Below are 21,274 nucleotides of genomic sequence, written 5' to 3' on the forward strand. Positions count from 1 at the left end.
TGCACCGGAATCAGGCGCGGGCGGTCTTGGTCGAAAACCGGTAGCCGGTGCCGCGCACCGTCTGGATAAAGCGGTCGAAGTCGTACGGCGCCAGCGCCTTGCGCAGGCGGCGAATGTGCACGTCGATGGTGCGGTCCTCGACATAGACGTTGGCACCCCACACCTGGTCCAGCAGTTGGGTACGGGAATAGGCGCGCTCCTGGTGGCTCATGAAGAACTCCAGCAGGCGGTATTCGGTGGGGCCCATGTCCACCGGCTCGTCGTTGGCGGTGATGCGGTGGCTGACCGGGTCCAGACACAGACCGTCGACCTCGATGGCCTTGTCGGCGGCCGCCGCGCTGCTGCGGCGCAGCACGGCCTTGATGCGGGAAATCAGTTCGCGGGTGGAGAACGGCTTGGTGATGTAGTCATCCGCCCCCACGTCCAGCCCCTGGATCTTGTTGTCTTCCTCGCTCTTGGCCGTGAGCATGATGATGGGGATTTCGCTGGTGGTCTCGTCGCGTTTGAGGCGGCGCGCCAGTTCGATACCGCTCACCGAAGGCAGCATCCAGTCCAGCAGGATCAGGGCCGGGCGCTCATCGACAATGATCTCGTGGGCGCGCTGGGCATTGTCGGCCTCCAGTACATCGAAGTCGGCCATTTCCAGGGCCACGGCAACCATCTCCCGGATGGCCGGCTCATCGTCCACGATCAGTAGGGTGTGCTTGCTCATGACAGCGTCTGCTCTGGCTTGTACATGCGCCCATTAGATGGCCGTTTCATGACAAGCATATGACAGTGGCGCGATTGGGGGTATGGCTGGGTTCCCTAGAGATACTGCAGCCACAGCCCGGCAAACAGCGCGGCGCCGACCCACTGGTTATTCAGGAAGGCCCGGAAGCAGCCGTCGGGCTGGCGCTCGCGAATCAGCCACTGCTGATAGACGAACAGCCCGGCCGCCACGGCCAGCCCGAGATACCAGGTCCAGCCGAAATCCAGCCCCCGGCCCAGCAACCACAGCGGCCACAGGGTCAGCGCCTGCAGCACCCCGATGATCAGCCGGTCGGCCTCCCCGAACAGGATGGCGGTGCTCTTGATGCCCACCTTCAGGTCGTCTTCCCGGTCACACATGGCGTACTGGGTGTCGTAGGCCACTGTCCACAGCAGCTTGGCGACAAAGATCAGCCAGGCCGCTGCCGGCACGGCTTCCGTTTCAGCGGCAAAGGCCATCGGAATCGCCCAGGCAAAGGCGGCGCCCAGGAACAGCTGCGGCAGGAAGGTAAAGCGCTTCATGAACGGATAGATGATGGCCAGCGCCGCCCCACCGAAGGCCAGATAGAAGGTGAAGCGGTTGAGCTGCAAGACCAGGATCAGCGCAATGGCCATCAACCCGGCAAACAGCATCAGCGCATCGCGCCCGCGCAAGGCCCCGGTGGCCAACGGGCGCGCCTGCGTGCGCGCCACATGGCCATCGAAGTGGCGATCAGCGTAGTCGTTGATGACGCAGCCTGCCGCGCGCATCACGATCACGCCCAGCGTAAAGACGATGATGGTGCGCGCCGACGGGCTGCCTGCCCCGGCAATCCACACCGCCCACAGTGTCGGCCAGAGCAGTAGCAGGGTGCCGATGGGCCGGTCCAGACGCATCAGTTGCAGCCAGGGCCAGAGGCGGGGGGCGCGGTGTTGCAGAGCGTCGAGCATGGGCGTCCTTGTGATCTCGTAGCGGTAAAGCAGCGAAGTGAGACGCCATGATAAAGAAGCACGGGTGCCCGGGGTAGCAGGTGCCCCGAACCCGTCTTAGGAACGGGCGGCGTGATCGCTGAGTGGCCACAGCGCGGGCAGGAACACCTCGGCGACCAGCAGCGGCTTGCCGCGCTTGCGGAACAGGGACTGGCGCCCCCATACCGGCGTATCACCGGCCGCCACGGGCAATGCCCCGGGCGGGAAGGTGGCGGCCCAGACCGCGCAGCGGCGTGCCCGTGGACGGCGGAACAGTTCGGCCCCCAGTGACCGGCGTGCCATATGACCCAGCACACGGTTGGCGCCGGTCAGCGAGGTCAGCGGCAGTACGCTGCGGGCATAGACCACCGGCACACCGTCGACATGCAGGCAGACCTCGCGGATCAGCGCGGCGTGCCGTGGCGGCTGTTGCAACAGCCGTGCTTCCTGCGGGGCCGGCGCCGCTATTCGCTGGCGCAGCGGCAGCACGCTGAACTGGCCGAGCTGCCGCAGCCGATGGGTAAGGGACCCCGTGTCCGCCAGCCAGTCGGCCATGGGAGCCGGTGCGCGCACGCGCGCCAGCGGTTGCCAGCGGGGCTGGTCGCAAGCAAACCATGGGTGCGGAGCAAACTGGCGCACGTCGGGTCCCGTGAACAGGCTGGCATGCGGCGCCAGCGGGTCTGAAGGGCGCCCGGGCAAGGCCCTGGCGCCGGGGCACTATGCGTCAGCAGGGCAGCCATGGCAAGCCGCGGCAGGCCTCGCGGTCACCCCTGCTTCTTTGTCCGACGCTGACCGTAACGTCATTGATTTTTCACGGTGGCATGGCTAGTTTAGGCCCCTCTCCGAATCTGGCTGATCGAACGGTCGTTTGAAACAGCCGGTTTCCCCGGATAACAGCATCCGCCGGGCCCCCCGGAACGGGCACCGACGCGACACAGAGAGGGTCAGCCATGAGAAAGTGGGAATGTGTGGTTTGCGGCTTCATCTATGACGAAGCTGAAGGCCTGCCGGAAGAAGGCATCGCTCCGGGTACGGCCTGGGACGACGTGCCGGATGACTGGGTGTGCCCCGATTGTGGCGTCTCCAAAGATGATTTCGAAATGGTAGAAATCTGATGGCTGATCCCATCGTCGTCATCGGCAGCGGCCTGGCCGGCTTCAATCTGGTCAAGGAGCTGCGCAAGCTGGACAAGGACACGCCCATCGTCATGCTCACCGCTGACGACGGCCGCAATTACTCCAAGCCCATGCTCTCCACCGGCTTCACCAAGGGCAAGAGCGCCGACGAACTGGCCATGGCGACGCCCGAGAAGACCGCCGAGCAGTTCAATGTCACCCTGCGCACCCACGTTACCGTGACCGGCATCGACCGCGACGGCCATGCGGTGCTGATCGGTGACGAACGCCTGCCCTACAGCAAGCTGGTGCTGGCCTGGGGCGCCGATGTGTTCCGCCCGCCGGTAGAGGGTGACGGCCTGGACAAGGTCTATACGGTCAATGATCTGGAAGACTATGGCCGCTTCCGCACAGCGGTAGACGGCGCAAAGACCATCCTGATTGTGGGCGGCGGCCTGATCGGCTGCGAGTTTGCCAATGACCTCACCAACGGCGGCTTCAAGGTGCATGTGGTGGAGCCGGTGGGCCGCTGCTTGCCGACCTTCCTGCCCGAGACGGCGTCGAAAGCGGTATCAGACGCACTGACCGGGCAAGGCGTGACCTTCCATTTCGGGCCTTTCGTGCAGCGCGTGGACGCGGCCGGTGACGGCGTGCGTGCGACCTTGTCTGATGGCAGCACTGTGGACGCCGACCGGGTCTTGTCCGCCGTGGGCTTGCGCCCGCGCATCGCCCTGGCCGAGCAGGCCGGGCTCAAGGTCAACCGGGGTATCTGCACCGACCAGACCCTGCGCACCAGCGACCCGGATATTTATGCACTGGGCGACTGCGCCGAAGTGGAAGGCCATGTACTGTTGTACGTGCTGCCGCTGATGGCGGCGTCGCGCGCGCTGGCGCAGACGTTGGCGGGCAACGAGACTCCGGTAAGCTACGGCGTCATGCCGGTGACCATCAAGACCCCGGCGTGCCCGGTGGTATGCGTGGTACCGCCGCAGGGCATTGAGGGCGACTGGGACATCGAAGCCGACGGCCATAACGTGCGCGCTCTGTTCCGTGATGCTGACGGTCAGTTGCGCGGTTATGCGCTGACCGGCGAGGCGTGCAGCGAAAAAATGAAACTCAACAAGGAACTGCCGCCGCTGCTTGCCTGAACCGGCGAAGGGAGAAGCACATGAAATTCTGGCTGGTACTGCTCGTTCTCGGCTGGCGCTTGCGCTGGCTTGCCTGGCGCAATGCGGAATTCCGCAAGCAGCTGGAAAACCGCAATGTGCTGATGCAGTGGCGCACCAAGGCGGGTTCGCCGGCGCGCTGGTTCCATTTTGAGCCGGGGCGTGTACGTGTGGGTGGTGGTATCCATCCGGCGCCGACGGTCACGCTCAGTTTTGCCGATGCGGCGTATGCGTTCGCGACGTTGCAGAGAGCGAGCAAAAACCAGATGGCGTTCATGGAAGGCATGCAGCAGGGCAAGATCCGTATCGAAGGCGATCCGGGTCAGCTGATGTGGTTCATGACCCTGATGAAGTTTATTGCGCCTGGCAAGAAGAAGTAGCTTCTCGGTTTTTTTCCATTCTGTTTTTTGTGGTGGTTATGGCCCTCGGGGGGCGGGTAAGGGTTTTCTGGACACGCCGTGAACCCATCCATGGGGGCTCTCGTTCGGCATCCATGCCTCTCGAAGGTCCAGAAAACCCTTACCCGCCCCCCGAGGGCCGTCACGCGCAGCCCGGTTAACAATTTCCAGCCAACCGAACGTTTCGTTCGCCCCGTAGGCTGGGCTGAGCGCAGCGAAGCCCGGCATCAAGCAGACTCTGCCACGAGCAAGACGTCAAGGTGCTGGGCTTCGCGCTGCTCAGCCCAGCCTACATGCTACGAAGTGCAGAACCGGAAGTTGGCATTGAACTGAGGCCTCGGTAAGGGGTAAGCCCTTCCAGAAGTGTGTGAGGCAGGAAGCCGAACGCAAGCCCCCAGGGATGGGTTTACGGCGGCTTCTGGAAGGGCTTACCCCTTGCCGAGGCCGGGCTACGAAGCTCCAACGCCCTGGCGCGGACAACATAAAAAAAGCCCCGACCTTGCGGCCGGGGCTTTTTTGTTTTTCCGGTGATCCGGTTGCCGTTACGGCAGGAAACCGAAGATCGGGCCCAGGATAGCGCCCAGGATCGGAATGTCCTCGATACCGGAGGTGTCGCCGCCTTCCACGGCGCCGAGCAGCGTGCCCAGCACATCGCCCAGTACCGGGATGGCGCTGAGGCCATCGGTCACCGGCGCCAGCGCGTCGGTCAGCAGCGCCAGGCAGCTGGCCGGGTCAGCCGGGTCGCAGAAGTCGCCGAAGTCACCGCCGGGCAGGCCACCGTCGCCACCCGGGAAGTCCGGCAGTTCGCCGGACAGCAGGCCGGTGATCAGGTCACCCAGAACCGGAATCTCTTCCAGCAGACCGGTCAGCGGGGCCAGCAGGTCGGCCAGGCCAGCGAGGGCTTCGAGGCAGCTGGCCGGGTCGGCGGGATCACAGGCGTCGAAGCCGGGCAGCTCGGGGAAGCCGCCGTCACCGCCACCGGGGAAGCCGGGGAAGTCAGGCACTTCACCTGCCAGCAGGCCGTTGACGATATCGCCGAGTACCGGGATCTGCTCCAGTGCGCCGGTCAGCGGGGCCAGCAGGTCGGTCAGGGCGCCGAGGCAGCTGGCCGGATCAGCCGGGTCACAGGCGTCGAAGCCCGGGAATTCCGGCAGGCCGCCGTCGCCACCACCTGGGAATTCTGGCAGCTCGCCGGACAGGATGCCGTTGACGATGTCACCCAGTACCGGGATCTGTTCCAGCGCGCCGGTCAGCGGGGCCAGCAGATCGGTGAGGGCCGCGAGGCAGCTCATCGGGTCAGCCGGGTCGCAGTCGCCGAAGCCGGGGAAGGCCGGCAGGTCGCCGCCATCGCCGCCGCCCGGGAATTCGGGCAGTTCGCCGGACAGGATGCCGTTGATGATGTCGCCCAGCACCGGCACGTTGTCGAGCAGGTCGTTCAGCGGCGCCAGCAGTTCGGTCAGGGCCGCCAGGCAGCTGGCCGGATCGGCCGGGTCACAGGCATCACCGAAGCCGGGGAATTCCGGCAGGCCGCCGTCACCGCCGCCCGGCGGGAAGTCAGGCAGTTCGCCAGACAGCAGGGCATTGATGATGTCGCCGAGCACGGGTACTTCGCCGATGAGATCAGAGATCGGCGCCAGCAGTTCAGTCAGTGCGGCCAGGCAGCTCGCCGGGTCAGCCGGGTCGCAGTCGCCAAAGCCCGGGAATTCGGGAATGCCGGGGCCGCCGTCGCCGGGCTCGCCATCACCGCCGCCGAGCAGGGCGGCCAGGATGTCACCCAGAACGGGGATGTCGCCGAGCAGGTCGGTGAGCGGCGCCAGGGCGTCGCCAGCCGCCAGCAGGCAGCTCAGCGGGTCCGCGCCTTCTTCGCACTGGTCGCCGATGCCGGGGATCTGGTCGAAGCCGGGGATGCCGTCAAAACCGCCACCGCCACCCGGGATAAAGGCGCCCAGGGTTTCGGTGATGCATTCGGCCGGGTCGAACTCGGGGGCAAAAGCGGCCACCGGGCAGACGGCTTCGGTGATCAGGTTCGGGCCGAGCAGCAATTCCTGGGCGTTGGCCAGGCTGCCACCGACTTCAGTCAGGCAGTCCACGGGCGTGGTCGGGCCGAGGGGGCCGAGGGCCGCCGTCGGGCACAACTCACCCAGAATGTCGACCAGCAGGGTCGGGCGCGGCGGCTGGAAGTCGCTGAAGAAATCCACGGCTTCAGCAAAGCAGCCTGCCGGATCAAATTCGCCGGCGTTGGCCATCATCGGACACAGCAGGGCGGTCAGCGGGTTGCTGCCACCGATCAGGTCCTGGATGTTCTGCAGGGTCTCTGTGGTTTCCATCAGGCAGGCCGGGCCGAAATCCAGCGGCAGGACGCTGATGCCTTCATCGCCCGCGCTGATCACGGAAAAGCCCTCAGCGGCGACGGGGCAGAAACGGGCCAGCAGGTCTGCATCGCCCGCGCCGATGCCCTGAAGCGCTTCGTTCTCACACGCGATGCGGTCGATCACGTCGCCAATCGTGCCCAGTGATGCGGTGTTGGGGCAGAAAGACAGGGAAAATTCGTTGTTGGTATCAACGATGGTCAGGACCGGCTGTTCGCTGCCGCCGCCATTGCCACCGTTGCCCGGTGCCGCCACGGGGTCGTTGTTGTTGCTGCCCCCACAGGCGGAAAGTATGAAAGCCAGAGTGGCCAGCAAGGCGCCTCTGGATAGCCATCCGTTCATGATGTAACCCTCTCGAATAGTTTGTGCGTCCCACTTTGCGGAATCGAATCCCGCCCATTTCGACTATAAGGAGGGGGTGGTGGGGAAATATGTAGGTGCTGATTTACGCCGTGTAACGGAACAGCAACATTGGGTGTGCGAATTGCTGCGGGTGTGATGGCGGGGTTAAGCGGGCGCCCCGAGTTAGGCAGATCGGTAAGTAGCGGGTACGGCAGTGTCAGCGCTCGCGGGGGGTCAGGTGCGTCGCGGGACCGCCAGTGACAGGACAAACAGGAGCGCCGCAGCCACCACGATGGAGGGGCCCACCGGCGTGTCGGCGAACCAGCTCAACAGGAGGCCGCCGATGACGGCCATGGCGCCCATCACGCTGGCGGTGGTCGCCATCTGCACCGGGGTGCGAACCAGCCGCCGGGCGCTGGCAGCGGGAATAATCAGCAAGGAGGTGATCAGCAGCACGCCAACGGTACGAATAGCGCCGGCGATCAGCAGGGCCAGCATCAGCATCAGCAGGGTGCGGGTGGCGGCCACGTTGATGCCCTCGACGCGGGCCAGCTCTTCATTGACGGTCATGCTCAGCAGGCGGCGCCAGTTCAGTGCCGTGAGCAGCAGAATGAACAGGGCGCCGCCCCACAGCCAGGCGATGTCCTGCCCGGTCACCGCCAGCAGATCGCCGAACAGGAAGGCGAACAGATCTACCTGCACGGTGGGCAGCAGGCTGACGGCGATGATGCCCATCGCCAGAGTGGTGTGGGCGACGATGCCGAGCAGGGTGTCGCCTGCCAGGTGCTGTTGTTGCTGCAGGGCGACCAGGGTCAGTGCCAGCACCAGGCAGCAGAGCACCACGGCGGGATACAGGCTGATGCCCACGGCCAGCCCGAACGCGGCGCCGAGCAAGGCGCCGTGGGCCAGGGTGTCGCCGAAGAACGCCATGCGCCGCCAGACCACGAAGGAACCCATCGGGCCGGCCACCAGGGCCACGGCCAGGCCGGCCGCCAGCGGTCCGCCAAGCAGTTCAATGATCATGGTGATGCTCCGCGTCCACGTCGCCGTGCAGGGTGTGTTCGTGATCGTGCTCGTGGGTGTAGAGCGCCAGGTTGGCGGCCGGGTGCCCTGCGAACATGTCACGGAAGATCGGGTCGCGGGTCACGGACTCCGGGGTGCCGGAGCAACAGATGTGGTGATGCAGGCAGATCACTTCATCGGTGGCTGCCATGACCAGATGCAGGTCGTGGGAGATCAACAGGATGCCGCAGCCGAATTCGTCGCGGACTTCCGCAAGCAGGCCATAGAGCGCGTTCTGACCGGCCACATCGACACCCTGGGCCGGTTCGTCCAGCACCAGCAGGTCCGGCTTGCGCAGCAGGGCGCGCGCCAGCAGCACGCGCTGCATCTCGCCGCCGGATAATTGTTGCACCGGGCGCCGATGCAGACGACCCACGCCAACCCGGTCCAGTGCCGCGCGGCGTTCGCGGGCGTGGCCTGGCATGCCCAGGGCGAGGAAGCCGTCCACGGTCAGCGGCAGGCTGTCATCCAGTTTGATGCGTTGAGGCATGTAACCGATGCGCAGGCCCGGGCGTCGTACCACGGTGCCGGTGTCGGCCTTCTGGATACCCAGCACCACCCGGGCCAGGGTCGATTTGCCCGCGCCGTTCGGGCCAATCAGCGTGACGATGCGGCCCGGCGCCAGCGCGAGGGAAATGTGCTGCAATGCGATGTCGCCGCCGAAACGCACCGCGACATCAGTCAGGGTCACCAGCGGCGAGTCAGCGTTGGCAGCGGTCATGGACGGGCTCGTCAGTCGCGTGAGGTCAGGCGCCGGAATGATATACTATTACGCTCCATGCCGTCGCCCACCTGCCTGACCGGAAACCGCCCGATGAGACGCCTGCTGCTGAGTCTGTTGCTGATCCCGTTACTGCTGCCCCTGTCGGCACAGGCCACGATACGTGTGGCAGCCAGTGTCGAACCGCTGTCGATGCTGTTGCGTGAACTGCTGGGGGACGAGGTCGAGGTGCGCACCCTGCTGCTGCCGAACCAGAATCCGCACCATGTGTCGTTCACCCCGGGGCAGGCGCGCACCCTGCGCGAGGCCGATCTGGTGGTCTGGCTGGGGGCGGAAGCGGAGCCGCAGATGACGGCGCTGGTCAAGCGCCACGGGCGCGCGGCCCTGGCGTTGACCGACCTGCGTTCGCTGTACCGTCGTGATGGGGATGACGGGCACGTGCACCACGCTGACGATGATCACCACCATGCCTCGCTGCTTGATCCGCACCTGTGGCTTTACCCGGACAATATGCGTGCGCTGGCTGCGGCCCTGTCGGCCCACCCGCTGCTGGCCGAGTTGCCGGACTGGCCCGCACGGCTGGCGGCATTCGGTGATCGGCTGGATACTGTGGAGGCCGGGGTGCGCGCCGCTCTGGCTGACCATGCCGAGGCCACCTACCTGAGCCATCATGATCCCTGGGCTTACTTCGCGGACGCCTTCGGCATACGCCGCCCCATGATCATCAGCCACAATGTCGAGGCGTCGGCCAGCAGCCGCCGGTTCGCTGAGCTCAGCCGCAGCATGGCGCAGCAGCAGGTGGTCTGTGTCATGGCGGAACCGGAAGGGCGCCGGGCATTGCTGGAGCGGTTGTGTGGCGACGGCTGTCACCTGGTGGAGGCTGATCCGCTCGGGCGCGACCTGATCGATGCGCGCTACACGGATCTGCTTGCCCACCTGGGGGGGCTGTTTGACCGCTGTCTGTCTGGCCCCTGACAGAGCGGCCAGCTTCTTGCATGCATCGTTTTTATGGGGCCGATCGGGCCGATCTGCATCGGCGAACCCCGCCAGCCATTGTCGTGTGCCCACAAACGGGTATGCTGGTGCCCGGCCTGTGAAGGCTGGGCCTTTTCGTTGTGTCGCGTTGACTGGGGCATTCATGATCCGGGGTTGTTACGTCATCAAGCCAGAGCCTGCGGGCTGGACGGTCGGCGCGTCATGAGCGCACCTGTGCTGCCGGGCAACCAGCGTCTTGCGCTGGCCTGTTGGGATTACTCCTGGCTGACACGGCGTGACGGCCGCGCCTGCGAGTACCGTGATCTTGATCGCGCCTTTGCCGGCCTGGCGGAACGCGGCTACAACGCGTTGCGCGTGGATGCCGTGCCCCACCTGCTGGCGCGTGGCGAGAGCGGGCTGATCAGCGACCGTTTCGAGATTTACCCTGAAGGACTCGATCTGCGCCGGGGCGCGCGCGTGCCGGTGCAGGTGCAGCCACGACGGTTGTTGCCGGAGTTGCTACGCCGCGCCCGCGACCACGGTATCCAGTTGTGGCTGAGCAGCTGGTTTGTGCCTGACAGCCAGGCCCGGCGTTCCTTTGTGCGGCGCCCGGCTGACTTCATCCGTGTATGGAGCGAGACCCTCAATTTCATCGAGCAGGAAGGCTTTGCCGACCAGGTGCTGGCGGTGGATTTCTGTCATGAGTTTCCGCAGGCACCCTGCGCCCACGGCGCCTATCGGCGCATCTTCAGCACCCACCCCATGAATCCGCTGCCGAACTTGCTGAGCTGGTCGCCCGCCGCCGCCCGGCGGGTCGAGGAATACCTGCTGGAAGTGCCCCGTGCCTTGCGTGCCCTGCACCCCCGCATCCTGTTCGGTGTGTCTGTGGCGGCGGGCCAGGAAAGCAATCTGCGCCAGCTGGACACCAGCGAACTGGATTTCATGGATCACCATGTCTGGCTCAGTGATGATCCGCGCTTCCGCCTTGGCAGTGCCGAAGTATTGCGCCATGCGCCAATAGCATTGGGCGAGCGTATCCAGGGCCGGGTGGCCGCCTTGCTGTATCGCAGTCGCCAGAGTCAGTGGGCGGAGCGCATGCGCAAGCGCCTGCATGAGCAGGCAGAATTTGGTCGCGTGCGGCGGTTACTGCCGATGTTGGGCGAAGGGTTTGTGCGCCAGACCCATGAACAGACCCTGGACTGGGACTGGGTGCGCCTGGTGTCTGAACACACGGTGATGGCCGCGCTGGATGAGGGCATGCAAGTGGTCAGCACCGGCCTGCACGCCCGCCCGCACAGCCCCGGCTTCTGGGACGACGTCGCCTGGCATCAACGCATCACGGCGATGATCCGCAACAGCTGATCCGCAAACGGACCTCAGAACAGGTCCATATAGATGTTGTCGATGACACTGCGGAGTTCATTACAGGGAATTTCAGCAGTGTCTTCGCTATTGATCCGGAACAGGATGGATTCGGACATGGCGTTGGCATACACGTTAAGGATATTGCCCTCGTGATCGAGTAGCTCAATAGAGATTTCGGGGCAGTCGCCGTCATCGGTTCTGAACCTCGGAAAGCTGTCCGCGTTGACATCCAGCAACAGTATCCCGTCCTCGCTGCGGGATACGAGTGTCATCGCCATGGTGTCCGTGATGGGACTGATATCGAAGCGCTCAATCGTGAAGTCGATATCGGCAAAAAATTCCGTGTATTCCCCGGTAACGAGATCTTCAAGGGCATCTGAGTGTCTCGCGGTGAACGTGAGGCTCTGGCCCGACATGGACCAGAAAGGTTCAGGGAATATCCATTCAAAGGCAACGTCACCATCCAGTTCGATGAATGAATGACTGAAGCGCTGGTAAGCGGGTGCAGGGCGGTCGCTCTCGTCTTTCGGCACGGGGCCGACCGACCAGCCGATGGTTTCTTTGCGCTCATCCAGTTGCAGCCCGTCAAACGTAATATCAGCGTACTGCCGCAGGGGCTCATCGGTTGAGGTTATGGTCACGCTGGCAAAGCCGTTGCCGGATATGAAGGAGTGCCTCAAGTGCGGGGACTCATGGTACTCAAGCCGGTCATGCTCGTTTTCCGTCAAGCAGTTGTGGAGCGCCAGTTCGAAAGAGTCGGTCGTGTCGGGTGGCGGATCACCCTGCGAGCAGTCGCCCGTTGCGAGCGTTTGCATGGCGTCGAGTGAGAGTGGGAGGTGGAAGGCCGCAAAGGCAGACGACAGGACCTGCTCCACAGCCATAAACTGAGTGTGTTCACTCAGTACCAGCATGCGCGTGCGCTCTTCATCGGTGCTGTTTCCGCCGCAGGCGGTCATGAATGACGCCAGCATCAATGGACCAAGCAGGTGAACCCGGCCGACAAGGCCGGCCGATCTGAATAGCATGATGACTCCCCCCGGAATGTTCCCTGATAGTACAGACAATGCGCTCGGCGTGCTCGCAGATGGACCTCTCGGCGCCACCGCGGCTGATGGCTGCGTGTGCTTCAATGGGGGGAGGGTGTCAATGCCTCACAGCGCCGGGCAAACAGTCTGGCGAACTCTTCCGGGTCCTTGCTGCCCTGACCAATGGCCTGTTCCCGTGCGGGAGCCCCCAGCCGCGACAACCAGAAACGCAGCGCGGCGATCGCCAGCGCCAGTGGCAGGCGCATGCGTGCGGCGTTGTCCAGCGGTCGCACACGCTGGTAGCCATCCAGCAAGGCGGTTTCCAGTGCGGTATCGTGGCGGCCTTCGCTGTCCACGCACCAGTCATTCATGGCGATCGCGATATCGTATTCGGCGCTGGCTGCCCCGGCATTGTAGAAATCGAGCACGCCGGTCAGTTGCTCGCCGTTGAACAGCACATTGTCCCGGAACAGGTCGCCATGGCAGAGCACCAGAGGCGGTGACGCGGCCTGCCAGCGTGCCATCAGGGTGTCGGCGCGATCACGTGCTGCGGCGGGCAGGGCATCGGCATGGTCCGCAAACAGGCGGGCGAGCTGTTGCCGAGGGTCTGGTGCTGTCGCTCCGTCGGGCAAGGCTTGCCGGTGCAGGCGGGCGAGCACTGCGCCAATACTGGCGCAGTGGCTGGTGTCGGGGCGCTGCATGTGGCTACCGGACAGCTTGGGCACCAGCAAGGCGGGCTTGCCCGCCACCTGCATCAGGGCCTGTGCGCCGCCCAGCGGCGCGGCCACCGGCAGCCCGGCATGCGCCAGGCGTTGCAGCAGCTGGATGAACCAGGGCAGCGCCGCCTGGTTCAGCGTCTCGAACACGGTGAGCACCAGTGCTACCGGAATGCCATTGGCGCGGCGCGCCTCCAGCATGAAGTTGCTGTTCTCGATGCCTTCGGCAATCGGGCGCTGGTGGACCAGAGTCAGCCCATGCTGATCAAGCAGGCTCTGGATGTCGTCATTGCTGAGGGGCGTAAAGACTGTCATGGCCGGAGTATAGCAGCGCACTGAATCGGGTACCGCCTTGCGTTATCATCCGGGCAACGAATTGTCGCGCAACAGGGATACCCAGACCTCATGACCGAGCCGAAGCCGGTCGTCCTCGTGGACGGCTCCTCTTACCTGTACCGCGCCTTTCACGCGCTGCCGCCGCTGACCACCTCTTCCGGGCAGCCCACCGGTGCGGTGCGGGGTGTGGCCAGCATGCTGCGCAAGCTGCTGGCGGACTATCAGCCCGAGCAGATGGCGGTGGTGTTCGATGCCAAGGGCAAGACCTTTCGGGATGAGTTGTTCGAGCAGTACAAGGCCCAGCGGCCGCCGATGCCGGATGAACTGCGAGAGCAGGTGGAGCCCCTGTATGCCCTGATCCGGGCGATGGGCCTGCCGCTGATTGTCGAAGAGGGGGTCGAAGCGGATGACGTGATCGGCACCCTGGCGCGGCAGGCGGCGGCCAACGGCCAGAGCGTGGTGATCTCCACCGGCGACAAGGACATGGCCCAGCTGGTGGACGAGCGCATCACCCTGGTCAACACCATGACCGGCACGGTGCTCGATCCGGAGGGCGTGGTGGAGAAATTCGGTGTCGGCCCGGACCTGATCATCGACCTGCTGGCACTGATGGGCGACAAGGTGGACAACATTCCCGGGGTGCCGGGCGTGGGCGAAAAGACGGCGCTGGGGCTGTTGCAGGGGATTGGTTCTCTGGAGGCCCTCTACGAGCGCCTGGACAAGGTGCCGGAGCTGCCGATCCGGGGCGCGAAGACGTTACCGAAAAAGCTGGAGGAGCATCGCGAACAGGCCTTCCTGTCGTACCAGCTGGCCACCATCAAGGTGGACTGCCCGCTCAATGAAACGCTGGAAGACCTGCGGTTGGGCGAGCCGGACACCCAGGCGCTGATCAGTCAGTACCGTGATCTGGAGTTCAAGGGCTGGCTGGCGGAATTGCTGGACGGTGAGGATCCGGCAGCGGGCGAGGCTGGCGAGGGCTCCTCCGATGTGTCTGCGCCTGCCGGGTTGTCTCGCGATGGCTACGTGACCATCACTGACGAAGAGACCTTGCGGGATTGGCTGGCACGTCTCGAAAAAGCCCCGCTGTTTGCCTTCGATACGGAAACCACCAGCCTGGACTATATGCAGGCGGAGTTGGTCGGGTTGTCGTTTGCGCTGGCCCCAGGTGAAGCAGCTTATGTTCCGGTGGCGCATGATTATCCGGGCGCACCGGACCAGCTGGATCGGGATGCCGTGCTGAAACTACTGAAGCCGCTGCTGGAAAGCGACCAGCATGCCAAGGTCGGCCAGAATCTCAAGTATGACATGAGCGTGCTGGCGCAATATGGCATCACCTTGCGTGGCATTGCCTACGACACGATGCTGGAATCCTATGTGCTGGATTCCGTCGCCACGCGACACGATATGGATTCCCTGTCGCTGAAGTATCTGGGCCACAAGACCATCGCGTTTTCCGATATCGCCGGCAAGGGCAGCAAGCAGCTGACCTTCAATCAGATTGCCATTGATGATGCCGCCCCCTATGCCGCCGAAGATGCAGACGTTACGCTGCGCTTGCACGACACGCTGTGGCCGAAACTGGAGCAGTCGCCGAGTCTGGTGAAGGTGTTTCAGGAGATCGAAATGCCACTGGTCAGCGTGCTGTCGCGGGTAGAACGCAATGGCTGCTATGTGGATGTGGACATGCTGCGCCGCCACAGCCAGGAGCTGGCGAAACGCATGGCCGAACTGGAAGAGAAGGCCTACAGCGAAGCGGGGCGGAAATTCAATCTCGGCTCGCCCAAGCAGCTGGGTGCCATTCTGTATGAAGAGCAGGCACTGCCGGTCATCAAGAAAACCCCTAAAGGTGCGCCCTCTACTGCCGAAGCCGTGTTGCAGGAACTGGCGCTCGACGGCCATCGCCTGCCGCAGATCATCATGGATTATCGCGAGCTGTCCAAGCTGAAAAGCACCTATACGGACCGGCTGCCGGAAATGGTGCGTGCGCGTACCGGGCGCGTACACACGTCCTATCATCAGGCGGTGGCGGCCACGGGGCGGCTGTCGTCGAGCGACCCCAATTTGCAGAATATTCCGATCCGCAGCGAAGAAGGCCGACGGATTCGCCAGGCGTTTCGTGCGCCCGAAGGGCGGCGTATCGTGGCGGCGGATTATTCCCAGATCGAACTGCGCATCATGGCGCATCTCTCGGGTGACAAGGGCTTGCTGGAGGCGTTCGAAAAAGGGCTGGATATTCATCGCGCTACGGCGGCGGAAGTCTGGGGTAAAACGCCCGATGAGGTCAGCGACAACGAGCGCCGTAATGCCAAGGCCATCAACTTCGGTCTGATCTATGGCATGAGCGCGTTTGGTCTGGCGCGGCAGCTCGGCATTCCCCGGGGTGAAGCACAGCAATACATTGATCTTTATTTCGAGCGCTATCCTGGCGTCAAGGCGTACATGGAGAACACCCGTGCGCAGGCGGCTGAGCAAGGTTACGTGGAAACCCTGTACGGGCGGCGGCTTTATCTGCCGGAAATAAAAAGCCGTAATGGCGCCATGCGTCAGGCCGCCGAGCGTACGGCGATCAATGCACCCATGCAGGGTACGGCTGCGGATATCATCAAGCGCGCCATGGTGCAGGTGGACGCCTGGCTGAGTGAAAGCCGTCTTGATGCGCTGATGATCATGCAGGTGCATGACGAACTGGTGTTCGAGGTGGCGGAATCAGACGTCGATACGCTGGTGCGGGAGGTGTCGCAGCGCATGAGTGGTGCGGCAGAGCTCAAGGTGCCGCTGGTGGTCGATCCGGGCGTGGGGTTGAACTGGGATGAAGCGCATTGACGCGAACCCCTGGCGGGGCCGTTCAGGGCTTGCCAGGGGTTCGCATCGTCGTTGAGCGCGGTTTCCGGATCAGAAGTAGACGCTCAGCAGTACGTCGGCGGCACCCAGATCAAGGATGTTGAAGTCGCCATCGACATCCGTGAAGGTGGCGCCGACACGTACCGCCAGGCTGGCGCGCGGGGCCAGATTGAATTCCGTGCCGAAGAAGCCGCCCAGCTGCAGGATGTTGAAGCTGCCATCGCCGTCGTCCAGCGAGGTGTAGCTCAGGTTGCCATCGAAGAAGGTGCGCAGGTAAGGCGCGCCGAAATCCTGATACAGGCGGGCGCCGCCACCGAGGCCGAGGTTGGTGTTGCCGTCGGCGTTGACGATGCGCAGGCTGCCGTAGGCCATCAGGTCGTCGCTGAGGAACAGGCCCAGGTTGTAGGTGGGGCCGGTGGCGCCGAAGCTCTCGAGGCTGTTGCTGCTGAAAGGCTGGGTCAGGAACAGGGCGAAATCACCCTCGCCAGGCTGTTCGGCGTGGGCGGCGCTGGCCATCAGGCCGGCGGCGAACGTCATTGCAAGCAAGCGTTTGAACATGGTGTGCATCCTTGTCTTTATGGGTGGGTAGATCGTAATGGGTGAGCAAGCGGCTCACTGCCGGGCGCAGGGTGACGTGGCGCATGGGGCGGGGCAATGGGCAAAGGCCGCCACGTCCCCCGAAAGGGGGAGGCGGATCACCCGTTTGGATGAGGCGCAGCAAGAAGACGGGGTGTAACAGGAAGAAGGCCCCGCCGTGCTCGGCGTCCCTGTGCCGGGCGGGGTCCTGATCAGTCAACGGTGTGTCAAGGTGAGCGTCGAGGTGAGCGAGAAAGTAAAATCTGAAAAAAGTGAACAGCGGGCGCGTTTCTTAGAGTAGATCACAGGAACTTGCCCGCCATTCAGTGCATCATAGACTACAGCTGTGGCGCGGTACCCCCCGATCCCCCCAGTAACCCTCGCCGGGCCGCAGCTTTTTCAGCCTTCGGTTCTTCCCCCAGAGAGCCGGAGGCGGCAAGCCTCCCTGGCAGCGCAGTCGTTCCCTTCCCCCGATTTGCTGCCAGGGATTTTTTTTGCCTGCACATCTCTCTTTGCGAGCCTCTTTCGAGGACCGGAAGTCACCTCCCCAGGTGTTTCCGGCGACTGCCTGCGCAGGTCGGTGTTGCTACCAGAGTAAAAGCAAGAGCTATGCCAAAGTGCCAGCATGAGTGCCGGCATGCCCGAAAAAAGCCGCTGGGCGGGGGCATGACGGCATGTGTTGGGGTGCCCGGAGGGGGCGGCCGCCGCCGCAGGGGTGACCCTGCGTGACAGGGTGTGACGCTATGTGGCCGCTCACTGACAGGGACCGACGAACGGTGTCACGATTGACGGTCGATTCACGGTGCCCGCGGCAAGCTGTCGCTATCTGAGATGGTTGGGAACTTGTCCCGCAGATAGCCAGTCTCAGCAGTGACTGTGGCTCGGTCCCCGATCCCCCAATCCCTCTCCGGGCCACAGATCATGCCGCGGCAGCGTTCCCCGACGCGCCGTGGCGGCAAGCCACCCCGGCAGCGCTGTCGTACCCTTCCCCCGATTTGCTGCCGGGGTTTTTTTTATTCTTTTGTGACCGCCTGGTCACCAGTGCTGGTCTCGGGATCCTGGATGTCGAGCCACAGGGCCAGACGATCCCAGGCTTCTTCCAGGCCTGCGCCCTGCGGGGCGGAGAACAGTTGCAGGCTGATGTCGCCGGGGTGTGCCTTGAGCGCCTGCCGGGTCTTCAGCAGGGTGGTCTTGGCCGCGCCATGCCCCAGTTTGTCGGCTTTGGTCAGCATGATGTGCAGCGGCATGCGCGCCTCGGCGGCCCAGTTGATCAACATATGATCAAAGTCCTTGAGCGGATGGCGGATGTCCATCAGCAGTACCAGGCCACAGAGGCTCTGGCGCCCGGCCAGATAGTCGTCCAGGTCCCGCTGCCACTGTTCGCGCATCCCCTTGTTGACCTTGGCATAGCCATAGCCGGGCAGGTCGACCAGACGCCGTTCTTCGTCCAGCGTGAAGAAGTTCAGCAACTGGGTGCGGCCGGGGGTCTTGGAGGTCCGGGCCAGGGTCTTCTGGTCCGTGAGGCGGTTGATGGCGCTGGATTTGCCCGCATTGGAGCGCCCGGCGAAAGCGACTTCACGGCCGCTGTCGGGGGGGCACTGGCTGAGGTTGCGGGCGCTGGTGGCGAAGCTGGCGCGGCGCAGCAGGCGTTCGGCTGGATGCATGAGGGGGTCATTCCTGTGTCAAGCGATGGAGCGGAGCACATGGGTAGTATATAATGCGCGCCGCTGGCGGTCCCGGATACCCCGAGCCGGTTGCTGGCGTCGATTTATTCCCGAGCTGATTGCGTCACGCTGCGCTTGCGCCGTGACCACAGGAGCGCAAACATGAAGTGGATGTTAGCTGTTGCTGCGCTGGCTGTCTGTGGGGTTGCCACGGCCGCCAGTGTCGAAGAACGCTATAACCAGAGCTGCGTGTTCTGCCACGCCAGTGGTGCCGCCGGTGCCCCCAAAACTGGCGATAAAGCAGCCTGGGCCCCGCGCCTTGAGAAAGGCATGGACACCCTGGTGAAAAACACCCGTGAAGGCATCGGCGCCATGCCGCCGCGCGGCATGTGTGGCGATTGCAGCGATGACGAGTACCGTGCGCTGATCGAATACATGATCAAGTAATTGCAAGTAATTGAAGGAACGGCCATGAAATCCCTGAAGCTGTTTGCTGTTGTACTGGCGGGTTTGCTCGCCGGCCAGGCCCACGCCGGTGATGCGGCGGCGGGCGAAGCCAAAGCGGCGCCCTGCGCTGCCTGCCACGGTCCGGATGGCAACAGTCCTGCCGCCGACTTCCCGAAAATCGCTGGTCAGGGCGAGAGATACTTCGTCAAGCAGCTGATGGACTACCAGAGCGGTGCACGCGAGAACGCGATCATGCAGGCGCAGGTAGCAGGGATGTCCGAGCAGGACATGAAGGACCTGGCGGCGTTCTATGCCACGCAGACCGCGGGCATCGGCGCGGCTGACCCGGACCTGGTGGAAGCCGGTGAGCGTCTGTTCCGCGGCGGCAACATGTCGTCCGGCGTTGCCGCCTGCTCCGGCTGCCACGGCCCGGCGGCTGAAGGTATCGCTGCGGCCGGCTTCCCGGCGCTGGCGGGCCAGCATGCCCGTTACACCGAGCAGCAGCTGCGTGCGTTCCGCGCCGCAGGTCGTGATGACCTGGGGGCGCCGGCGTACCGTCGCAACGACACCACGGGCGACGATCCCGGCATGATGCAGGCCATTGCGGCAAAGATGACCGACCGTGAGATCAAGGCGGTGGCCAGCTTCATCCAGGGGCTGTCTGCAGACTGATCGCACCTTGCAGGCTTTGCCTGTACAGAAAGGCGGCCTCCGGGCCGCTTTTTTTGTGCCCGTCCGGGCGCCCCTGGCCACGCAGCGCTGACGCAAGTCGGCACAAAATCGTATATCCTCGGGGGACTGGGGAGCATTTGCCGCGTCTGTCGGTCAAAGCCCGTAAGCTGAACTCAAATCGAGGAGATTCCGGATGTTGCGACAGGTAGCCGGGGCCATTGCCCTGCTTGGTCTCATGTTCACCCTGCCAGCGCTGGCGGACAGCGGACATGCCCGTTTTGCCGAGGGCACCCACTATCAGGTGCTCAGTGAGCCCGTCAGTGTGGCGGACCCCGACAAGATCGAGGTACGCGAATTCTTCTTTTATGGCTGTCCGGCCTGTTTCAACATCGAGCCGTTGATCAATGCCTGGAAAGCTGACGCGGCCGACGACGTGGATTTCGTGCGCAGCCCGGTGCTGTTCATTCGTGGCGCCGAGCCGCTGGCACGGGCCTACTACGTGGCCGAGGCCAAGGGTATCGTCGACGAGATCCATCAGCCGATCTTCGACGCCATCCACAAGCACCGCGAGCCGCTGTTCAGCGTGCCGGCGCTGGCCAATTTTTTCCGCAAGTACGGGGTGGACCCGGATGAATTCAATGAAATGTATTCATCGTTCGGCGTCTCGACCAAGGTGCGTCAGGCCGATTCTGCCAGCCGCGACTACCGTCTGACCGGGGTGCCGTCTTTCACTGTGGCGGGCAAGTATGTGGTGTTGCGCAACAATCTGCGTAACGACCGCGAGACCTTCGAGGTCATCAATTACCTCGTGGAGCTGGAGCGCAACAAGCGCTGAACCGGAACCGGGCACCGAGTGCAGTCTTGATGAATCAGCCGACCGAACAGTCGTTCTCCCTGGAAAAGCCCCGAGGTGGTTTCTCGCTGGTGCGCGAGGGGTTGCGTCGGCGGCTGCGTCAGCCGCGCAGCATTGCGCTGCCGGATGACCGGTTGCGGCTGATGAGCTTCAACATCCAGGCCGGTATCGGCACCAGCAACTTCCGTGAGTACATCACGGGCAGCTGGAAGCATCTGGTGGCGCACCCGAACAGCGCCGAAAATATCCGTAACATCGCCGATGTGCTGCAAGGCTATGATCTGGTGGCGTTGCAGGAGGTGGACGGCGGCAGTCTGCGCTCGCGTTTCACCAACCAGCTGGTGCATCTGGCCTCACTGGCGGACTTCCCGTTCTGGCATCAACAGTTGAATCGCAATCTCGGTCGCTTTGGCCAGTTCAGCAACGGCATGCTGAGCAAGGTGGTGCCCTATCATGTGGAGGATCATCGCCTGCCCGGGCTGCCCGGTCGGGGTGCCTTCATTGCCAAGTACGGGCACCCCGAGGCACCGCTGGTGGTGGTGGGAGTGCATCTGGCGCTGGGCGGCAAGCACCGTAATGCGCAACTGGCCTACCTGGCCAATCTGCTGCGTCACTATCGCTACGTCGTGATCATGGGGGATTTCAACTGCCTGCCCCACGAACTGCTCAATTCGCCGTTGTCGGAGCTGGGCCTGCGCCTGATGGACGGTGAGCATCGCACCTACCCGAGCTGGGCGCCCGAGAAGCATCTTGATCATATTCTGGTCAGCGCCGGGCTGCAGGCGGTGGATACCGCTGTACTCGACAGCTGCCTGCTTTCTGACCATCTGCCGGTGGCCACGGAGATCATCATCCCCGACGACGTGCTCGCCGCCAGCCGCGAACTGCCACTGGAAAAAGTGGAGCGCTGACAGCGAGGCTCAGGCGCCGTAT

The 21,274-nt window shown here is 63.9% G+C and carries 20 protein-coding genes; 10 read left to right on the forward strand and 10 right to left on the reverse strand.

The features are described 5' to 3' along the window. Nucleotides 1–10: 10 nt before the first annotated feature. The 3 genes from phoB to DKW65_RS00290 all read right to left on the reverse strand — a co-directional run bounded on the left by phoB (nt 11) and on the right by DKW65_RS00290 (nt 2,337). Nucleotides 11–712: a phosphate regulon transcriptional regulator PhoB gene (gene phoB, locus DKW65_RS00280; protein WP_111655368.1), complete on the reverse strand. Its 702-nt coding sequence runs from the start codon at nt 710–712 to the stop codon at nt 11–13. A gap of 95 nt (nt 713–807) precedes the next feature. Beyond that, nucleotides 808–1,680, reverse strand: coding sequence for a 4-hydroxybenzoate octaprenyltransferase (gene ubiA / locus DKW65_RS00285; RefSeq protein ID WP_111655369.1), 873 nt, complete (start codon nt 1,678–1,680; stop codon nt 808–810). Between the two features lie 96 nt (nt 1,681–1,776). Beyond that, nucleotides 1,777–2,337, reverse strand: a complete 561-nt coding sequence (locus DKW65_RS00290) for a chorismate--pyruvate lyase family protein (protein ID WP_245932355.1) — start codon at nt 2,335–2,337, stop codon at nt 1,777–1,779. A gap of 311 nt (nt 2,338–2,648) precedes the next feature. On the opposite strand from DKW65_RS00290, the gene rd reads away from it, so the two are divergent. From rd to DKW65_RS00305, 3 genes are read left to right on the forward strand one after another with little or no spacing between them, the layout of a single operon-like run. Next, a complete protein-coding gene (gene rd / locus DKW65_RS00295) occupies nt 2,649–2,813 on the forward strand; it encodes a rubredoxin (protein WP_111655370.1) in 165 nt (54 codons plus the stop codon). Then, nucleotides 2,813–3,961, forward strand: coding sequence for an FAD-dependent oxidoreductase (locus tag DKW65_RS00300; protein ID WP_111655371.1), 1,149 nt, complete (start codon nt 2,813–2,815; stop codon nt 3,959–3,961). Before rd ends, DKW65_RS00300 begins: the two co-directional genes overlap by 1 nt. Nucleotides 3,962–3,981: 20 nt before the next feature. Further along, entirely contained in the window at nt 3,982–4,359 is a 378-nt protein-coding gene (locus DKW65_RS00305; protein WP_111655372.1) for an SCP2 sterol-binding domain-containing protein, read from the forward strand. Nucleotides 4,360–4,919: 560 nt separating this feature from the next. Here DKW65_RS00305 and DKW65_RS00310 read toward each other — a convergent pair. The 3 genes from DKW65_RS00310 to znuC all read right to left on the reverse strand — a co-directional run bounded on the left by DKW65_RS00310 (nt 4,920) and on the right by znuC (nt 8,871). Beyond that, entirely contained in the window at nt 4,920–7,088 is a 2,169-nt protein-coding gene (locus DKW65_RS00310) for a hypothetical protein (protein ID WP_162925613.1), read from the reverse strand. A gap of 234 nt (nt 7,089–7,322) precedes the next feature. After that, the gene (gene znuB / locus DKW65_RS00315; RefSeq protein WP_425451938.1) at nt 7,323–8,108 is read right to left on the reverse strand and encodes a zinc ABC transporter permease subunit ZnuB; all 786 of its coding nucleotides are present in this window, start codon (nt 8,106–8,108) and stop codon (nt 7,323–7,325) included. Beyond that, nucleotides 8,101–8,871, reverse strand: coding sequence for a zinc ABC transporter ATP-binding protein ZnuC (znuC, locus tag DKW65_RS00320; RefSeq protein WP_111655375.1), 771 nt, complete (start codon nt 8,869–8,871; stop codon nt 8,101–8,103). Before znuC ends, znuB begins: the two co-directional genes overlap by 8 nt. Nucleotides 8,872–8,964: 93 nt before the next feature. Here znuC and DKW65_RS00325 point away from each other — a divergent pair, with 93 nt between their 5' ends. Further along, the gene (locus DKW65_RS00325) at nt 8,965–9,846 is read left to right on the forward strand and encodes a metal ABC transporter substrate-binding protein (RefSeq protein ID WP_162925614.1); all 882 of its coding nucleotides are present in this window, start codon (nt 8,965–8,967) and stop codon (nt 9,844–9,846) included. Nucleotides 9,847–10,068: 222 nt separating this feature from the next. Then, a complete protein-coding gene (locus tag DKW65_RS00330; protein WP_162925615.1) occupies nt 10,069–11,208 on the forward strand; it encodes a cellulase-like family protein in 1,140 nt (379 codons plus the stop codon). A 14-nt stretch (nt 11,209–11,222) separates the two neighbouring features. On the opposite strand, the gene DKW65_RS00335 is transcribed toward DKW65_RS00330, so the two are convergent. Both DKW65_RS00335 and DKW65_RS00340 read right to left on the reverse strand, forming a co-directional pair. After that, nucleotides 11,223–12,236 (reverse strand): hypothetical protein, encoded by a 1,014-nt coding sequence (locus tag DKW65_RS00335; RefSeq protein ID WP_111655378.1) that lies wholly within the window; start codon nt 12,234–12,236, stop codon nt 11,223–11,225. 101 nt (nt 12,237–12,337) lie between these two features. After that, nucleotides 12,338–13,267 (reverse strand): homoserine kinase, encoded by a 930-nt coding sequence (locus tag DKW65_RS00340; protein ID WP_111655379.1) that lies wholly within the window; start codon nt 13,265–13,267, stop codon nt 12,338–12,340. 90 nt (nt 13,268–13,357) lie between these two features. Here DKW65_RS00340 and polA point away from each other — a divergent pair, with 90 nt between their 5' ends. Then, on the forward strand, nt 13,358–16,111 hold the full coding sequence (gene polA / locus DKW65_RS00345) for a DNA polymerase I (protein ID WP_111655380.1): 2,754 nt from the start codon (nt 13,358–13,360) through the stop codon (nt 16,109–16,111). A gap of 69 nt (nt 16,112–16,180) precedes the next feature. Here polA and DKW65_RS00350 read toward each other — a convergent pair whose 3' ends face one another. Next, nucleotides 16,181–16,687 carry a hypothetical protein gene (locus DKW65_RS00350; protein ID WP_111655381.1) on the reverse strand — a complete coding sequence of 169 codons (507 nt, stop codon included), beginning with the start codon at nt 16,685–16,687 and terminating at the stop codon, nt 16,181–16,183. A 1,031-nt stretch (nt 16,688–17,718) separates the two neighbouring features. After that, on the reverse strand, nt 17,719–18,369 hold the full coding sequence (gene yihA / locus DKW65_RS00355) for a ribosome biogenesis GTP-binding protein YihA/YsxC (protein ID WP_111655382.1): 651 nt from the start codon (nt 18,367–18,369) through the stop codon (nt 17,719–17,721). A 162-nt stretch (nt 18,370–18,531) separates the two neighbouring features. Here yihA and DKW65_RS00360 point away from each other — a divergent pair, with 162 nt between their 5' ends. The 4 genes from DKW65_RS00360 (at nt 18,532) to DKW65_RS00375 (ending at nt 21,252) form a co-directional block, all read left to right on the forward strand. Continuing rightward, nucleotides 18,532–18,816 carry a c-type cytochrome gene (locus tag DKW65_RS00360; protein WP_111655383.1) on the forward strand — a complete coding sequence of 95 codons (285 nt, stop codon included), beginning with the start codon at nt 18,532–18,534 and terminating at the stop codon, nt 18,814–18,816. Nucleotides 18,817–18,840: 24 nt separating this feature from the next. After that, complete coding sequence (locus DKW65_RS00365) at nt 18,841–19,488, forward strand: c-type cytochrome (RefSeq protein WP_111655384.1); 648 nt, start codon at nt 18,841–18,843, stop codon at nt 19,486–19,488. 193 nt (nt 19,489–19,681) lie between these two features. After that, on the forward strand, nt 19,682–20,323 hold the full coding sequence (locus DKW65_RS00370; RefSeq protein WP_111655385.1) for a thiol:disulfide interchange protein DsbA/DsbL: 642 nt from the start codon (nt 19,682–19,684) through the stop codon (nt 20,321–20,323). Nucleotides 20,324–20,352: 29 nt separating this feature from the next. Beyond that, entirely contained in the window at nt 20,353–21,252 is a 900-nt protein-coding gene (locus DKW65_RS00375; RefSeq protein ID WP_162925616.1) for an endonuclease/exonuclease/phosphatase family protein, read from the forward strand. The last annotated feature ends 22 nt before the right edge of the window (nt 21,253–21,274 follow it).

The organism is Isoalcanivorax indicus, from assembly GCF_003259185.1.
Taxonomy (GTDB): Bacteria; Pseudomonadota; Gammaproteobacteria; order Pseudomonadales; family Alcanivoracaceae; genus Isoalcanivorax; species Isoalcanivorax indicus.

Bases quoted from the DNA above. Each gene is read 5' to 3' on its own strand.
- phoB (WP_111655368.1), bottom strand. From the start codon at position 712: ATGAGCAAGCACACCCTACTGATCGTGGACGATGAGCCGGCCATCCGG.
- ubiA (WP_111655369.1), bottom strand. From the start codon at position 1,680: ATGCTCGACGCTCTGCAACACCGCGCCCCCCGCCTCTGGCCCTGGCTG.
- rd (WP_111655370.1), top strand. From the start codon at position 2,649: ATGAGAAAGTGGGAATGTGTGGTTTGCGGCTTCATCTATGACGAAGCT.
- DKW65_RS00300 (WP_111655371.1), top strand. From the start codon at position 2,813: ATGGCTGATCCCATCGTCGTCATCGGCAGCGGCCTGGCCGGCTTCAAT.
- DKW65_RS00305 (WP_111655372.1), top strand. From the start codon at position 3,982: ATGAAATTCTGGCTGGTACTGCTCGTTCTCGGCTGGCGCTTGCGCTGG.
- DKW65_RS00310 (WP_162925613.1), bottom strand. From the start codon at position 7,088: ATGAACGGATGGCTATCCAGAGGCGCCTTGCTGGCCACTCTGGCTTTC.
- znuC (WP_111655375.1), bottom strand. From the start codon at position 8,871: ATGACCGCTGCCAACGCTGACTCGCCGCTGGTGACCCTGACTGATGTC.
- DKW65_RS00325 (WP_162925614.1), top strand. From the start codon at position 8,965: ATGAGACGCCTGCTGCTGAGTCTGTTGCTGATCCCGTTACTGCTGCCC.
- DKW65_RS00330 (WP_162925615.1), top strand. From the start codon at position 10,069: ATGAGCGCACCTGTGCTGCCGGGCAACCAGCGTCTTGCGCTGGCCTGT.
- DKW65_RS00335 (WP_111655378.1), bottom strand. From the start codon at position 12,236: ATGCTATTCAGATCGGCCGGCCTTGTCGGCCGGGTTCACCTGCTTGGT.
- DKW65_RS00340 (WP_111655379.1), bottom strand. From the start codon at position 13,267: ATGACAGTCTTTACGCCCCTCAGCAATGACGACATCCAGAGCCTGCTT.
- polA (WP_111655380.1), top strand. From the start codon at position 13,358: ATGACCGAGCCGAAGCCGGTCGTCCTCGTGGACGGCTCCTCTTACCTG.
- DKW65_RS00350 (WP_111655381.1), bottom strand. From the start codon at position 16,687: ATGTTCAAACGCTTGCTTGCAATGACGTTCGCCGCCGGCCTGATGGCC.
- yihA (WP_111655382.1), bottom strand. From the start codon at position 18,369: ATGCATCCAGCCGAACGCCTGCTGCGCCGCGCCAGCTTCGCCACCAGC.
- DKW65_RS00360 (WP_111655383.1), top strand. From the start codon at position 18,532: ATGAAGTGGATGTTAGCTGTTGCTGCGCTGGCTGTCTGTGGGGTTGCC.
- DKW65_RS00365 (WP_111655384.1), top strand. From the start codon at position 18,841: ATGAAATCCCTGAAGCTGTTTGCTGTTGTACTGGCGGGTTTGCTCGCC.
- DKW65_RS00370 (WP_111655385.1), top strand. From the start codon at position 19,682: ATGTTGCGACAGGTAGCCGGGGCCATTGCCCTGCTTGGTCTCATGTTC.
- DKW65_RS00375 (WP_162925616.1), top strand. From the start codon at position 20,353: ATGAATCAGCCGACCGAACAGTCGTTCTCCCTGGAAAAGCCCCGAGGT.